This is a genomic window from Photobacterium sp. GB-56 (genome assembly GCF_003026105.1).
GTDB lineage: Bacteria > Pseudomonadota > Gammaproteobacteria > Enterobacterales > Vibrionaceae > Photobacterium.
Genome location: NZ_PYNW01000003.1, coordinates 232,783 through 251,156, shown reverse-complemented (window position 1 = coordinate 251,156; position 18,374 = coordinate 232,783). Strand labels below are relative to the sequence as shown.

Sequence of the window (18,374 nt, the reverse complement as noted above, 5' to 3'; positions counted from 1 at the left end):
TAAAAAATACTTACACTCAACTTATCGCCTTTTGTTTATGTAAAGATCACTGTTGAAAGTTATACACCGAGCCTAAATTAAGTATCTGAGTCAGTTCATCTAATGCGGTGCGAGATTCTACCAGTAAATTGGGATCAGCTAAATCAGCTTCAACTAAACGATCACGATAATGCTTATCAACCCACTGGTTTAAAACAGAAAATTTATCATCTGACATTAACACCTCAGGATTTACAGCTTGCAGTTCTTGTTCATTAAGCACGACACGTAGTCGTAAGCATGCTGGTCCTCCACCATTTGCCATACTCTGCTTCAAATCAAAGATCATCACTTTATCAATGCCTTGCTGACTCGTTACTAATTGCTCTACATAGCGTTTAACTTGGCTATTTTCTTCACACTCTTGCGGTAAAACCAGCACAGTCTCCCCATTGGGTAATGACAATAATTGCGAATTAAATAAATAGCTGGAGATTGTACTGTCAATCGACACACTCGAAGTAGGCACTTCAATGATCTTAAAGTCCTCACCCATTTTTTGTTTTAACTCTGCATACACTTTCGTTTGATCAACATACGCTTGCTCGTGACAAAACAATAAATCTCTATTACCAACAGCAATCACATCATTATGGAATACACCTTGGTCAATCACAGCAGGATTTTGCTGAGCAATCACAACTTGCTGCTCATCTAATTGGTGTAACCGTGCTATAGCTTGACAAGCCTCAAAGGTTTGCCTTGCTGGATATTTCTTTGGTTGAATAAAACGACTATCAAAAGCATGACGACCGTGAACAAAAAACTCAACGCCAGCTTCACCATATTCACGACAAAAGCGGGTGTGATTGGCCGCCCCTTCATCACCAAAATGATTCACTGAAGGTAAAGCGCTATGGTGATGGAAATGTTGTTCACTCGAAAACATCGCTTTTAAAATCTTCCCTGTTGTCACATGCTCGATTGAACGGTGAAACTGATTAACTAAATTAGCTGGGGTGAAATGTACCCGCTTATCAACAGTATCAGCAGATGGTGATACTGTGGCTGCATTGGCTGTCCACATACTGGAAGCTGAATAGCAAGATGCTAGTAACTTGGGATTATGTTTTGCTACCTGCTGGATAATATTTTTATCTGAGCCAGAAAAGCCCAAACTACGGAGCGTAGCAATATCTGGTCTTTCTTGTGGTGCAATGATCCCTTGTACTAAGCCTAAATCAGCAAGGGTTTTCATTTTTGCCAGCCCTTGTTTCGCTGCTTGCTTAGGATTAGACGCTTTGGCGCTGTTCTTAGCTGACGCAAGATTACCGTAAGCTAAACCGCTATAATTATGCGTCGGGCCCACTAAACCATCAAAATTCGCTTCAAATGCTTTCATTTTCCATCCATGTCATCCGCTAAATACATAGCAATTAACATAACAAAATTTTTACATTTACCGCAACAAAACACGTTTATGTCTAATTAGTCATTATTTATAGATTATTATTTTATATCGTTCGTAAGTTTCCTTTATATAGGCTTGTTTTCTGCACTTATTGTAAATTAAATGAATAACTACGCAGTTTTAGGTAAAAAAAAGCAGCCACTAAGGGCTGCTTTTATATTCTATTTTTCTATTTAGTGACCGCTATCTATCTTAAATGCATTGTGATCAAACAGTGAATTCATAATATCAACAGAAGAAGCCCCATCCACTAACCCAAGATCATGGGCCGGATGAATATTATCTAAGACAATATTTTGCGTCTTACCGTCATCTGTTGTGATATCAAGATTAACATTACCTTTATCATCAACACCTGCACTTACATGATCCAATAAGTTATCCATATCTGACTTACCACTATCATCATTGCCAAGCAATTCTCGGATATCAATCTTATCTTTACCAAGCTCAAAATCAGCAATAGTATCGGTATTATTGCTATTAGATAGCGATGTTTCATGCCAAGTAAAGAGATCATCACCAGCACCGCCAGATAAGATGTCATTTCCAGTACCCGCGAGTAAATTGTCGTCACCATCGAAACCAAATAAAGACTCACCTTGGCTATCTGCGATTAAGTCATTGCTCTCTTCATTACCAAAGTTCTTACTAAGCTCAAGGCTGCCGTTATTCAATAACGTTGTCACTTTATCCGTTGCAGTCATCTCACTAGATGTACTACCAAATAAGTCATGGTTAGACACACCATCTAGAATGATATTCTGCACTACCTTATCTTGATCGTTAGAGATCTGAATTAAGGTACTCCCATCTTGCTCAGTGAGATTCAGACGATTATTCAAATCCGCTAATGAGTGAATATCTTTCGTGTCTAATGCATCACCTAGGCTGATAGTATCGATACCAACTTCAAAGTCCATGATCTTATCTGTCGCGGGGGCATTTGCCGTACCGAAATCACTTTCTGACCATAGGAAGGTATCTTTCACCCCATCACCATGACCGCCTAGCTCCCCACCCCATAGAATGTCATCACCAGCACCACCAACAAGGATATCAGAGCCTAAACCACCAACCAGTACATCATCACCATCACCACCGTAAAGCGTTGCTGCTGCAGTACTGTCGATGATCAGATTATCGCCACTCACATTTGAATTGTGACCAATAACGTTATTTGTTTGCGATAAATCATCTACAACGATATTGATATTTACAGGTGCAGATTCTGCATAAGAGCCATCAGATTCAGTCGAAACCGCGACAACATTAATTGAGTGCGTACCTTGGTCAAGATCTTTGATATACAAGCCATCAACCTTGTCAGCTGGCACTTCCCAATGACCATTACCAAGATCTTTACCAATAACATTACCGTCTTTATCAACAACCTGACCTGAACCTAAATTCGTTAACTTAACGGTTAAGGTTTCAGATGCATCTGCGGATGCCGCAGCAATTAAGCCAATCAGTGGCAACATGGTACCAACAGAGCTTCTTATCGCTGCTGTTTGTAAATGTTCCGGACTGATACTTAATGATGGCGCATCTGCTTTAGGAGCTACATTAATTTCAACTTTATTAGTTGCAGCTTGGTTACCGCCAGAGCCTGTATTGCCGCCATCGTTAGTCGTAATGGTTAACTCATCTTTACCACTGTAATTTTCATCACCGGTATAACTTACCCCACTATTAAGTACGGCATTAATATCATCCATTGAACCTTCAAGCGTGACATTACCGACTCCATTTTGAACCACTTTCACTGGGCTGTTATCTGGCAATGTAATCGTTAATGAACCATGAGCCACACTTAGCTGTACCGACATACCAGTATTATTGGCTAGTTCATTAAAGTCGACGTCTGATACTTGTAATCCAGTGATAACAGTAGCAACGTCTTCATCTGCCGCAATACTGGTTGGTACATGGTTAACAGGCGCATCGTTAACCGGTGTCACCGTGATATCAACCGTATCGATATCCGTTAATACGCCACCTGCACCAGCGTTACCGTTATCGCTGGTAGTCATGGTTAACTGATCTTTACCTGCATAATTCTCATCACCGGTATATTTAATACCGTCAGCAAGTAATGTGTTGATCTTATTGATATCACCACTGATAACTAACTTACCGTCACCATTATCAACAATATTCAAACCTTGCGTATCAGTTGCAATAATCGCTAACTGGCCATGACCTACTGCTAACGTCACCGTCATGTCACCTGATGCGCCATTTTCCTTCGCATCTACATCACTGATCTTAAGACCACTGATCACATGGCTGCTGTCTTCATCAACAGTAAATGCATCAGGTACCGTGTTCACTGGCGCATCGTTAACAGGCGTCACCGTGATATCCACGCTATCAGTATCGGTTAGAGCACCACCTGCACCAGAATTGCCGTTATCGTTGGTTGTCATGGTTAAGCTATCAGTACCGTTAAAGTCTTTATCACCAACGTAATTGATGCCTTTATCCAATAGCTGATTGATCTTAGTAATATCACCTTCAATGGTTAATGTGCCATCACCATTACCTTTGATCACCAGACCTGTTGTATCGACACCATCAGCAATACTTAATTGACCATGCTGTACACTTAACGTCACCGTCATGTTCATTACTGCATCATGATCATGACTATCTACATCAGTCACTTGCAGGTTCTTGATCACGAGTATTGCATCTTCTTCAACTGTTAGCGGATCCGTTGGCATATGGTTTACAGGTGCATCGTTATCAGGCGTCACATCAACGTGGATTGTTTTATCCACCGCAACGCTATCTGTACCAACAACACCGTTATCCACCGCACGAATATCGAAATCTAGATCACCCGTCCAAACCTTACCGTCAATCACAGTTTGGTTGTTCGCATCACCTGGGTGGAAGGTCAATGTATCAAGCTCAGAGCCATCAACTTTAATGACCCATGAACCATCTGCTTGTTTTTCACAGCTGCCTTTTACACCATCCGGTAATGTAAATGAACTTGAACCAGGCACATTAGTAATGGTGATTTGTAGTGATTCCGCCCCATTTTCATGCACATTTGAATTTGGGTTCTTAACGGTGTTTTCGTCATCATAAGCTTTAATGCCTAAATCCAACGTGATTGAACCATTTTCATCACCAGATGCATTTGGGTTTACATCTGTATCGACTTTATCAGCAACTGGCTGAACATCAATAGTGATGGTTTTACGGTTTTCAGCTGGCTTGTCTAAGGTTTCTTCTTTTGAATACACCACAATATCGATATTAACTGTACCGCTGAAATCTTTCGGTGGCACAATTTTCACGCTACTTAAATCAAATGATTCCCCCGAACCGCTAAGTGTCCAAACACCACTACCATTATTGGTTGCGCCTTGAACAATAAAGCCATCCGGTACATTTTCTAACTTAATAGAAACAATATGCTCAGAGCCATCGCTGTCTTGTAGTGTTCCACCAACACCACTTAATGAAATAGCGGTATCTTCATTACCGACAATCGGTGTCTCAGTACCATGCCATTTAACTTCGTCATTAACAGCAACGACATCAAAACTCACTGTGTTATCAAATGTCTTTGATGCTGATACTTCTTTGCCACCAGCCGTTTCATCATAAACAGTGGTATCAACAACCGTGGTTTTCACATCAATATCAACCTTGCCGCTAAAATCAGGCGCTGGACGGAAATGAATATTCCCCATCTGGCTAGCATCAATGGTGATAGATGAACCTAGTACATTGCCATTTGCATCAATAAACACACCATCGGCACTGTCTTTAAGCGTTAATGTCACAGACTCAACGCTCTCTTTACCGTCAGTTAGCTCTGTGCTGACATCTTTTAGTGCTACAGATAGATCGAGCTTGATATCTCCATCTTCATAAGCAACATCTTTATAAACTTGCTCTGTTTTATCATCAGAAGACGAGATCGGCTGCTTATCACCGTTTAAGCCTTCAGTTTCAACCACGTTGATTTCAACCGATTTAGGTCCATCCACTTCAGGTGCAATTTGCACTGAAATCGTGTCAGTTTGTGTTTTGTAATCACCACTTTCGGTATCGGTAGTCACAAACTTCACATCTAGCTTAAAGTCACCGGCAAAATCTTTCGGCAAGTTAATGTGAATGCTAGATAAGTCCACTTCACCATTCGCAGATACCGGTACTTTCAGTACATACTCACCTGTTACGTGATTATAATCAGCTCCAGAAATCGAAGCCCCATCTGGTAGATTTTTAGCATCAATAACAATGGTTAACTCATCATTCAATTGATGACCGTCAGCGGTACTCACTTTTAGGATGTGATCGGTAATTTGTTTACCTAAATCTACCGTGTGATCTTCTGTACCCGTTACAACGTGATCTTCAATGATGATGTCTGCAGCTTTTTCATCATGACTTTCAGTATTCTTACTAAAATCAAGCGTAATAGTGTCTTTCTTAACCACTAATGCACTTGGATCACCATCGTCACTTAAATCTTGAACCATAGCGCTAATTTGTAGCACTAGAGTCTCTTTAAAGCCTTCTGGTGCTTTGATCTGCAAGTTGCCTAATTGCGACTGAGGAATCGTCCAACTACCATCACCATTGTTAATACCACCAACAATCACAAAACCTTCAGGAATAGGTTCTAGTACGACTTGCTGAATAACTTCAGAGCTGGAATTATCGTCATTAACCCAAGTGATTTTGCCATCTGAGTCAGCACCATTAGAGAGATCAATTACACCATCACTGTCACAGCTAATATTGGTAACAGTTTTGCCGTCATCACTTACAACTAACTGACCATCGCTTTCCACAACAGCTTCAATATCAACGGTTAAAGTACCTGTAATATCTTTCGTTACCGTCTCTTTATCACCATCAACATCCGTCTCTGATACCGTTACTGTAGACGTTAACGTGATATCTTTATCCGAATCTTCTGGCGCATGCAGTGTTAACTTAGTGCCATTCAATAACTGTTGTAATTGGCTATCAGTAAAGGTGATTTTTCCTGATGCATCGGCAACTAATAACGTATCACCCAAGAACAACTGGTAACCTTGTGGTAAACCGTTTAATGCAACAGCCGTAATATGTTCTTTCGGATCGGTAAACTCAGGTGGTAACCAATCAATTTGAATCGGTTGATCTTCAAAACCCTTAGAAACCGTACCGTAATCTGTCGCATCAATCTCAGGCGTAACATGAATAACCAATTCGCCATTAAACGCCTTACTCGCACCATCGTTTTCAGTCACCACGACTCGTACATCAAGCGTAATGTCTTCTGTGCTATTTTCAGGTGGTACGATTTTTACATCATTTAACGTTGTCAGATTAACCTGATAAATAGGCTGACCGTTTTTATCTTCACCAGCATAAACCAGTGTTTGAAGGTTACCGTTCTGATCGTACAGTTTTGCCCCTTCTGGAATACCAGAAACCACAATACTTAAGGTTTCAGAACCATCAGTTTTACCATCAACCGTGTGCTCACCTGATACCACTTTAAAATCAAACTTCGCGCTACCGTCTTCTTTGATCGTGGTTTGTAAGCCAATTTTACCGTTATCTAAACGGGTCCAATCAGAATTTTCTGATTCAATTCTCGCCTGATCAACCACACCGGTTAATGCAATATCAATCGATTGTGGGCCAACAACTTTCTCGCTAGTTTCCGTTGTCACATTACCATTAGCATCAGTAATGGTTGCAACATCTCGGATCACACCGTTGACTGAGATACTAAAGTCAACGTTGCTATCTAATGGCGGCTGAAGTGATAGACCGTTCAAGTCTTCATATTTAATTTCATACACACCATCAGCATTTGGCGTCAGAAGTTGATCATTTAAGTACAATACCGCACCTTCAGGAAGTGCTGAGATTTGTAGGAATAAATGCTCAGAGTTATCGGTATTATCATCTAACGACACAAAGTTAATGTGCGTTGATAGATCAATGCGCTCATCTTCTTTCGATTCAACACGCGTTACTTTTAACGTGCCATCATCAGCTTGAGGATTTACATTGATAACAATTTCTTTCGCAGTCGATTCTGCTGTCTGATGGCCATTAACAAAGTTATCAAGCTCTTTACTTTCAGCTGTGATAGACAGTTTAATATCACCACTAAAGTTATCAGCAGGGTTCACCTCAACAGACTTCATTTGCTCAGCATCTACTTTGTAAATACCTGACCCTGGTGATGTTTCAACTAATGTTTGACCATCAATTTCTAATGTACATTTATCTTGGTACTCTTTTGGTACCGTAATGTAGTAGAACAATGCTTCAGAGCCATCGGTATCTTGCAGATCAGCAACAACACTTAGCTGAACATTAGAACCATCTTCATCAACAACATAATGTTCAACAGAGCTTGCACTCCATGTTGGCGTATCTGCAATACCCTGAACATCAATCGAGAACTCACCATTCATTACTGGGTGGTTACCACCATCAGTGGTATTCACTTGTGCACTAACATCAAATTTAATACCGTTTGCAGAGGTCGAGAAATCTTCTGCAGGAACAAAAGTCACGCCTTGTAGGGTGTAATTCTCACCGCTAGCATCTGCTGTAAATGCACTTGCAGGAATAGTGATTGAACCATCGCTATTAACAGCTAAAGGCTGACCGTTAAACATAAAGACGCCATGCGCTTCGCCTTGCGGGTGAATAGTCACAGTGCCAATGTGCTCACCACGATCATTATCACCAACATTGATGCTCATATTGATCGCAATACCATCACGATTTACATCAACATTATCGTTAGGATCGGTTGAGTGACGACCGTCTTCTTCCTGACCAATGCTGTTTTGCAAGCTTAAGGTTGCATCTTTATCCGACACTTCAAGCGTGATCGTACCTTGTGCCTTATCACCGTCGCCATCGGTTACTTCAAAGCCAATATTTTTAAGGATCTCTTCTTGGTTATGATCCAAATTATCGTTCGCAGCAAAGTAAGTATCACCATTAGGTTTGATCATAAGATCACCTAACTTTTGACCATTCTCTGTTACTTCATAAATACGATAACCGCCAGACTCTGGCAATGTTGATAAATCAATATGCTGCCCATCAACAATCAATGCTGTGACTTGTGCACCATCCGCACCGGTACTCACAATCACATTTTCCAGTGTCGTCGTGCTGTGCTCAACCGTATTTAGCGTTACATCATGTACAGATGGAATATCATCTTTAATTGATACATCAATATTGACTGTACCGCTGGTATCACCATCTTTATCAACGGCATAAACAGGAAATTCAATCTTAAACTCATCTTCACCTTGAGTGGGATGATCTATTGTCCCTTCCAGCTTAAATATATAACGACCATTAGGTAACAAGGCATAGGTGAAGACAACTTGTCCATTCGCTATCCCTTGATAAGTACCCACACCTGTCTGCTCAAGAACAACGTCGTGGCCTTCTGACTTAATGGTATTTTGAGCATTAAACGCTTCTACATCGACCTTAAAGTTAGACACATAGTCACTGCCTTGATCGACTTGAATATCACCCAGTGCTGTTACGCCATCTTTTGATGTATGTGAACCACCCGCTAATGCATCTTCATCAACACTGATAGCTGGAGCAGAAATAATGATAGGTGCGGCACCATCATTAATGGTGATTTGCGCATTTACATTATTGGCAAGGTTATCACCGTCAGTGTCTTTGACTTGGACCGGCACATCGATAACAATCTTATCGCCATCAACACTTACAAAACCTGAGGTTTCACTACCATGATGATCTAAAGGCGCATGTTGAGTAATGGAAACTTTCACGTCTACATCATGGCCATTAGCTGCCTGTACTGCTGAAACCGCAACCGTTAGAACGACTTGACCATTAGCAGTACCGATTAGCTGACCATCGTGATAGCTAAAGCTAATTTTTGAACCAGATGCTGTTAACTCTGACTGCAACTCATCAATTAATGCCGAAAGATGTGTACTATCGATTGAAACCTTAGTTGGATCTAAACGGTCAACGCCAGCTTTCACTGCAATGTCAACAGCACCTGAAACTGGGTAACCTTGTTCACCTGCTGTCGGTTGTAAATCGCCTTCAGTAATAACGATAGAGCCAGTTTCGCCACCTTTTGCATCCTCACCATCATGAATATTGATCGTGATCTGACCCGGCTTGCTGTTATCACCGTCATAGTCTTGAGCAACGACATCTAGCTTAATAATTTCATTATCAGCATTCTTGTCATCGACCTGATCAATCGGTTGTTTTTGTTCAACAACGTAATGACCATTAACATCAATCTTGATTTCCATCACAATTTGAGATGGATTGTCTTTTAATACTACGGTGATTGTAGAGCCGTCAGCACTTAACGAATACGTCGTTTCATGACCATTACTGGTTAAACCATCCAACGATGATTGGTTACCTTTAAAGTACACTTTCGCGACTTGGTCACTGCCCGTATCGATATCAATAGTGCCAGATGCTGTTGCTGTGCCTGATACCCCTTCTTCCAAGGTTGCTGTTGAATCATGACCAAACGAAGGCTTCTGACCATCTTTAATCGTAATGTTCACATCAACGGGTTTGTCTAACGCGTCACCATCGGTATCTTGCATTTGAACAGGTACATCAATAGTGATCTTACCGCCGGTAACATCAACATAGGTGCCGTTTGATTTTATGTGATCAAGAGGCAAAGCCTGATGAATGGCCAAATCAACAGTCACATCACCATTCGCTGATGAAGACGGCGTCATGCTAATACTTACCGCTTCTTGACCACTTGTTGTCACACCCGTAATAGTGATTACACCATTAGCATCAGTGTGAACAGTGAAAGTCAGTGCTTCACCATTTGACGTTAAGCTATTGAGCTCTTTTACTAAATCTACTTGTGCGCTATCAGCAATCTTCAAGCTATTAGCAACTAATGCATCATCTGTGGCATTAACTGTAAAATACGTATCTGCTGAAACAGGGTAACCCTTACCAGCTTTAGGATCTTCAAGATCACCTTCTGTAATCGTGATGTTTGCTACAACACCCTCACCGGTAGGGTTTAGACCATCTTTAATATGGATCTCTAATTGACCCGTATTACTGATATCACCGTCTTTATCTGTTGCAGTAACAGCCAGATTAATATCAACGGTATCGCCTTTGCTGTTGTCTTGCTCAATTGGCAGATGTTGATGAACCGTGTAACTACCATCGACATTGATTTCAATCGTCATTACCGCTGCGCCATCATTCGCGCCACCGTCAATCACAACTTTAATTTCATTACCATCAACCACATAACGGGTTGCTTGGTTATTAGATACAATCCCTTCAAGTGATGGCTGAGACTGCGCAAAATCAATATGTGCAATATCATCAGAGCCCACATTTAGCGGGATTTTACCTGTTGCGGTTGCACCATTTTCTGTTTCAGTGATCGTTGTACCTTTATCGATACCAAATTCAGGGTTCGCACCATCAACAATCGTGATATCCACATTGGCAGGTTTGTCTAACCAATCACCATCGGTATCTTTCGCCTGTACAGGGACTTTAATCGAGATGTCATCACCATCGACAGTGACAAAACCTGAACTGTTACCTGAAGCCTGATGATCCAGTGGTTGTTCTTGGATGATTTTGACTTCGACATTAACGTTTTGACCCGCTTGCGTTGGGGTTAATTCAACACGTACAGCAACCGTATCAGTACCTGCGATGGTACCGACCAAGTTACCATTGGCATCAATCGTAAAGGTTAATGGTTTGCCGCCGGATGTAAGCTCTGCGTTGAGCTCTTTAATTAAATCCGCTTGCTGCGTCGCATCAATGGCAACGGTGGTTGGATCGAGGCGATCTTCACCCGCAACCAGCGTAAGCTCACCGGTTTTCTCTACCGGATAAGTGGTATCTGCGCCACCTGTGCTTGTGCCGCTGCCATCCACATCACGGTCACCTTCGGTGATAGTGATATCAATGTTTTCACCACCTGCCGCATCTGTACCATCTTTTATCGTGATGTTGAGTTCACCACTAGCCGTATCACCGTCTTTATCTGTCGCGGTAACATCAAGCTTAATATCAGCAATATCGACACTGTTTTGGTCAACTGGCCCAGTTACTTTAACGGTATAGGTACCGTCATTAGCGATCGTCACTACCATCACAGGATTAGAATCTGCATCAACCACGGTTAATACATTGCCATTAACAGTAAACGTGGTTTGCTGACCGTTGCTAGTAATGTTGGCTAGGCCCTCTTGGGTCGCATTAAAGTGGATGGTCTGAATATCATCAGAGCCGACATTTAACGGGATCTGACCCTGCATCACTTTATCAGCGTCGGTGGTTTCATTGATGATGATACCTTTATCGGTACCAAATTCAGGGTTCGCACCATCAACAATCGTGATATCCACATTGGCAGGTTTGTCTAACCAATCACCATCGGTATCTTTCGCCTGTACAGGGACTTTAATCGAGATGTCATCACCATCGACAGTCACAAAACCTGAACTGTTACCTGAAGCCTGATGATCCAGTGGTTGTTCTTGAATGATTTTAACTTCGACGTTAACGTTTTGACCCGCTTGCGTTGGGGTTAATTCAACACGTACGGCAACCGTATCAGTACCTGCGATGGTACCGACCAAATTACCATTGGCATCAATCGTAAAGGTTAATGGTTTGCCGCCGGATGTAAGCTCAGCGTTGAGCTCTTTAATTAAATCCGCTTGCTGCGTCGCATCAATGGCAACGGTGGTTGGATCGAGGCGATCTTCACCCGCAACCAGCGTTAACTCACCGGTTTTCTCTACCGGATAAGTGGTATCTGCGCCACCTGTGCTTGTGCCGCTACCATCCACATCACGGTCACCTTCGGTGATTGTGATATCAATGTTTTCACCACCTGCCGCATCTGTACCATCTTTTATCGTGATGTTGAGTTCACCACTAGCCGTATCACCATCTTTATCTGTCGCGGTAACATCAAGCTTAATATCAGCAATATCGACACTGTTTTGGTCAACAGGCCCGGTTACTTTAACGGTATAGGTACCGTCATTAGCGATCGTCACTACCATCACAGGATTAGAGTCTGCATCAACCACGGTTAATACATTGCCATTAACAGTAAACGTGGTTTGCTGACCGTTGCTAGTAATGTTGGCTAGGCCCTCTTGGGTCGCATTAAAGTGGATGGTCTGAATATCATCAGAGCCGACATTTAACGGGATCTGACCCTGCATCACTTTATCAGCGTCGGTGGTTTCATTGATGATGATACCTTTATCGGTACCAAATTCAGGGTTCGCCCCATCAACAATCGTGATATCCACATTGGCAGGTTTGTCTAACCAATCACCATCGGTATCTTTAACTTGGACTGGAACATCAATAACAATTTTGTCATCAACGCTTTTAATTAAGCCATCGGTGCCATTGTCATTATGATCAAGTGGCTTAAATTGCGTAATAGACACGTTAATATCAACATCATGCCCATTTACCGCTTGAACCGCGCTCACAGTTACCGTTAATACCGTTTCACCACCCGCAGTACCTGTAATTAATCCCGTTTTAGCATCATAGCTAAAGTTAATTGCCGTACCATTTGCTGTTGTAAGTTCAGTAGTTAACTCATGGATTAACGCATTAACTTGTGTCTGGTCAACGGTCACTGTTGTCGGATCAAGACGATCAACCCCCGCAGCAATAGCTATTGTTGTATTACCACTTACTGGGTAACCTTGCTCATTACCTTCAGGTGTTAAATCACCTTCTGTAATAGTAATAGCTCCTTGCTCATTACCTGATGCATTGGCACCATCATGAATAGTAATCTCAATATTACCTGGCTTGCTTACGTCACCATCTCTATCTTCTGCCACAACAGATAAAGCAATGTTCTCATTATCAGCTGCAGTATCATCGACCTGATCGATAGGTTGTTTTTGCGTTACAACGTAATGACCATTGATATCAATAGTCACTTCCATTACCACTTGCGATGGATCACTCGCTAATACCACCGTCACCGTAGTGCCATCAGCACTCAGTGAATAAGTTGTAGCATGACCATTACTGGTTAAACCATTAAGGGAGTCTTGGTTCGCCTCAAACGTAACCTTAACGACCTGATCACTACCGCTATCAACCGCAATATTCCCCATACCGGTTGCAATGCCATCCTTACCTTCATTTAAGGTCGCTTTGCTATCCACACCAAAAGCAGGGATTTCGCCATCGACAACGGTAATATCAACGGTTGCAGGATCTTTTAACCAATCACCATCGGTATCTTTCACCTGAATAGGTAAATCGATAACAACTTGATCATTATGGTTAGCGACTAGACCATCGATCTCATTACCATTGTGATCTAATGGTCCGTACTGAGTCATGGTAACTTTTACATCAACATCTTTACCATTCGCTGCTTGAAGGGCTGTCAATGTTACGCTAACAACAGTTGCACCATTTGCGCTTCCGGTTAATACGCCCGTTGCTACATCATAAGTAAATGTTAATGGCTTACCGTCAGAACTAAGCTCTGTTGTAAGCTCATTTTTTAAAGCCTCGAGTTGTTTCTCATCAATCGTAATCGAGCTTGGGTCTAATCGGTCAGCACCAGCGGTAATCGTTAAAGAAGTACTTGCTGAAACGGGATACCCGACTTCATTACCTTCTGGGGTTAAATCCCCTTCTGTAATCGTAATACTTGCAGACTCACCGCCACCGGCAATTGCACCGTCTTCTACTTGAATATTTAATTGGCCTTGTGCGGTATCGCCGTCTTTATCTGTTGCTGTGACGTTTAATTCTATTTTCGCAATATTAAGACTATCTTGGTCCAGCTCGCCTTCTACAATAACTTTGTAGCTACCATCATTAGCGATAGTAACAGTCATTACAGGCTTGCCTTCAGCATCAACGACGTTAATGGTATTACCTGAAACAGAAAAAGTAACAGGTTTGCCATCACTCGTAATATTCGCTAAGCCTGGTTGTTCAGCATCAAAGTGAATGTGAGATATTTCGTCTGAGCCAATATTAAGGGGGATTTTCCCATCGACAACTTTACCTAGATCATCGGTCTCATTAATTGGATTTTCTGTTCCAAGATCAATACCAAAAACAGGATTGTCACCATCATTGATCGTGATATCTACTTGCGCAGGTTTTTCAAGAAGATCACCATCAGTGTCTTTTGCTTGAATAGGAAGATTGATTGAAATGTTACTGTCATTCACAGTAACAAAACCTTGTGAATTTCCAGAAGGATTATGATCAAGTGGTAATTCTTGAATGATTTGAATTTCGACGTTAACGTTTTGACCCACTTGCGTTGGGATTAATTCAACTCGTACGGCAACTGTATCAGTACCCGCAATGGTACCGACTAAGTTACCATTAGCGTCAATCGTAAAGGTTAATGGTTTGCCACCAGATGTAAGCTCTGCGTTTAGCTCTTTAATTAAATCCGCTTGCTGCGTCGCATCAATGGCAACGGTGGTTGGATCGAGGCGATCTTCCCCCGCAACCAGCGTAAGCTCACCGGTTTTTTCTACTGGGTAAGTGGTATCTGCGCCACCCGTGCTTGTACCGCTCCCATCAACGTCAATATCACCTTCCGTTAATGTAATAGAAACGCGTTCCCCACCCGCAGCATCAGTGCCATCATTTATGGTGATATTTAACTCACCTTGAGCGGTATCACCGTCTTTATCTGTCGCAGTAACATCTAATTTAATATTCGCGATATCGTCACTGTTTTGGTCAATAGGCCCAGTCACTTTTACAGTGTAGGTACCATCATTCGCAATGGTCACCACCATCACAGGTTGCGAAAATGAATCTAAAACAGTTAAAACATTACCATCAACGGTAAACGTTGTTTCTCGACCATTACTTGTAATTGCCGTTAAGCCTGCTTGTTCAGCATTAAAATGAATGGTTGCGATTGCATCAGAACCAACATCAAGTGGAACCTTTCCGTCAATAACCTGATCAGCTTGAGTACCTTCATTAATTGTCACGCCGGTATCAGTACCAAATTCGGGATTTGCACCGTCGATAACACCAATCTCAACATTAATTGGCTTATCTAATGCATTACCACTGCTATCTGTGGCTTGAATAGCAACATCAATATTGATTTGATCGCCATCACGATTGACTAAGCCAGAAACATTATCACCAGAGTGGTCAAGTGGCTGATTAATCGTTGTGGTTACTGTCACCGTTACATCACGCCCATTTTCTGACGTTGCTTCTAATGCAATAGACATAACAGGTTGACCATCGAGAGTACCGATGATCATATTCGTTACTTTATCGTAGACAAAAGTAACAGCCTGACCGCCTGATGTGATCTCACTGTTTAATTCATTTAAAACATTATTGATGGTGAGAGGATCAAATACAAACGATGAAGTCTCAAGAGGAAGCGTTGCCGCTTCTACAAAAATAGATGTCGAAGAAACAACAGGATAGGTATTATCACTGAGATCACCCTCAGTAATAAGTAATGAGCCTAGTTCGCCACCATCAGGAACTAAAATAGCCCGTGGATCTAGGTTATCTATATTTCGACTTGGATCATAAGCCGTATCGAAGCCAGCTTCAGCTAAAAGTGCATCGTTATCGTAATTAATCGTTATAAAACTTGCAGCAGAAGATGATCCATTAAGGCCTACATTACCTGCAGATTCATTACCAGCCGCAGGTGCTTCAAAAAGTTGAGTAGGATCCAGACCGTTTAAAATCGCAGCTTGAATTGCATCAATGTCGTCAGAAGCGAAAGTTGTATGTTCCGCTCCCTCATGATTAAACGCGATTTTGTTATTAAGATCCGTTGCTTTAACACCTACAGGCGTTGTTACTACGCAAGTTGGGCATGTCTGATTAATGACTTGCTCAACGCCATTATTGTTAATAATAAATTTAGCGTTACCATTAGTAACAACGATTTCATCAGGTTGAAGAGTATGCTCATCAATAATTGGCTGAACTTTATCACCAGCCTTAAGAATAAAGCCGTCTCCATTCACAAGCTTGATCATGCCTAAATTCTTATTATCAATGGTAGTCATACTCTCTTAACCTTTTTTGTTTATTCAATTTGATAGTAACGATCCCAGTCATACAGAACATGTTACGCACCACCAATTGATGTTTTTATAATCGATAGAGGTTTTCTATTAAAAACGGTATTTTTTTAATTGATTTAAAAAAACATATCGTCAATAATTTGACGACATATTTAGCTAAAAATTCTTATTATTCAACTATGATTTTGCAAGCTTTTGTAACATACTTCATAGAAATATCAATAATAAATACCAATTAAGAACAAATAAGAGCGAAAAAATGCCCTGCAAACTTAATGATACTAGTGTTGATAGCATACAGTAAATAGTATAAAAACTGTAATGCGAACGACCATTTTAAATAACAAAATACATGGACGTCGGTCAGCATTTCCCTTTAGTGAGCATCTAACGCGGACAACTAATGAACAAGAAAAACACTTCTATTTCAGCAGACAACCTAGAGTATGTGGATGATAAATCAGCAGCATTGTTGCTTAATACCCCTAAAAGCGCGCGTGTTATTCTGTGGGTAATGATCTTATTCTTTGTCACGGCTTTCATTTGGGCTTACTTTGCCAAGTTAGATAAAGTGACCACCGGTAGCGGAAAAGTTATTCCGTCATCTCAACTTCAAGTCGTTCAAAACCTGGAAGGTGGTATTGTCAAAAAAGTGCTTGTTAAAGAAGGTGAACAAGTAAAGAAAGGTCAAACACTATTATTAATTGATGACACGCAATTTAAATCCGATTTTAAAGAAAAAACACAAAGCTTAGCTTCTATGCAAGCAGACTCCCAACGTTTAAATGCGTTACTTGCGAGCGTTACAGTGAGCAACAAAGCCGATAATACGCATTGGCGAAATAGTGTCACGATTGAACGTAAACCACCTGTTTTTGATGATACATTTAAAAAAGCACATTCAGCATTAGTTCGTCGGCAGCTCAATCAATTTACAGACAAATTAAATAACCTACAAAACCAGCTTTCTGTTGCTTCTGAGCAAGCATCGCAAAAAGAAAGAGAGTTGGCTGAAACACAATCTCGAGTCAGCAACTTACGTAACAGCTACAATATTGCTCTAAAAGAATACAATATTACGAAACCATTAGCTGAGGAAGGTGTTGTACCACGGATAGAATTACTGAAGTTACAACGGTCACTCAACGATACGAAACGTGATTTAAACTCTGCAAAAATGCAAATCCCTGTCACGCAAGCAGCGATTCAAGAAGCTGGCTTTAAGTACATTGATATTGCATTACAGTTCCGTTCAGATATTCAAGCACAACTAAATGAAACCAGTGACAAATTAGGGAGCTTAAGTGAAACCCAAATTGGTTTAGAAGATCGTGTTAAACGAACAACCGTGGTTTCACCAGTAACTGGCACAATTCAAAAAATATATGTCAATACTGTAGGTGGTGTTATTCAACCAGGCATGCCACTTGTGGAAATTGTTCCAACGGAAGATACCTTGCTAATAGAAGCTAAAATAGCACCGCAAGATATTGGCTTTCTACGACCAAATCTACCTGCAATTATTAAGTTTAGTGCCTATGATTTTACTAGCTATGGTGGTTTACATGGAACATTGGAAACAATCAGTGCAGATACAATCCAAGATAAAGAAGGCAATAGTTTCTATCAAGTCAGAATTCGTACTGATGCGAGTAGTTTAAAGGGACCTAATGGCGAAGCTTTACCGATTATACCCGGTATGACAGCCACCGTTGATATCATTACAGGAAAACGCTCTGTACTTGACTACCTTCTTAAACCAATACTCAAAGCGCGACATACCGCGTTAAGAGAATAATGAA

At 41.2% G+C, this 18,374-nt stretch carries 3 protein-coding genes; 1 reads left to right on the top strand and 2 read right to left on the bottom strand.

From position 1 onward, the window contains the following. Nucleotides 1–46: 46 nt before the first annotated feature. Both astB and C9J42_RS05600 read right to left on the bottom strand, forming a co-directional pair. Complete coding sequence (astB, locus tag C9J42_RS05605) at nt 47–1,381, bottom strand: N-succinylarginine dihydrolase (RefSeq protein ID WP_107301755.1); 1,335 nt, start codon at nt 1,379–1,381, stop codon at nt 47–49. A gap of 242 nt (nt 1,382–1,623) precedes the next feature. Continuing rightward, nucleotides 1,624–16,554 carry a retention module-containing protein gene (locus C9J42_RS05600; RefSeq protein WP_107301754.1) on the bottom strand — a complete coding sequence of 4,977 codons (14,931 nt, stop codon included), beginning with the start codon at nt 16,552–16,554 and terminating at the stop codon, nt 1,624–1,626. Nucleotides 16,555–16,975: 421 nt separating this feature from the next. Here C9J42_RS05600 and C9J42_RS05595 point away from each other — a divergent pair, with 421 nt between their 5' ends. Next, a complete protein-coding gene (locus C9J42_RS05595; RefSeq protein WP_107206652.1) occupies nt 16,976–18,370 on the top strand; it encodes an HlyD family type I secretion periplasmic adaptor subunit in 1,395 nt (464 codons plus the stop codon). Nucleotides 18,371–18,374: the final 4 nt, after the last annotated feature.

Excerpts from the sequence above, each read along its gene's own strand:
- astB (WP_107301755.1), bottom strand. The coding sequence starts at position 1,381 with ATGAAAGCATTTGAAGCGAATTTTGATGGTTTAGTGGGCCCGACGCAT.
- C9J42_RS05600 (WP_107301754.1), bottom strand. The coding sequence starts at position 16,554 with ATGACTACCATTGATAATAAGAATTTAGGCATGATCAAGCTTGTGAAT.
- C9J42_RS05595 (WP_107206652.1), top strand. The coding sequence starts at position 16,976 with ATGAACAAGAAAAACACTTCTATTTCAGCAGACAACCTAGAGTATGTG.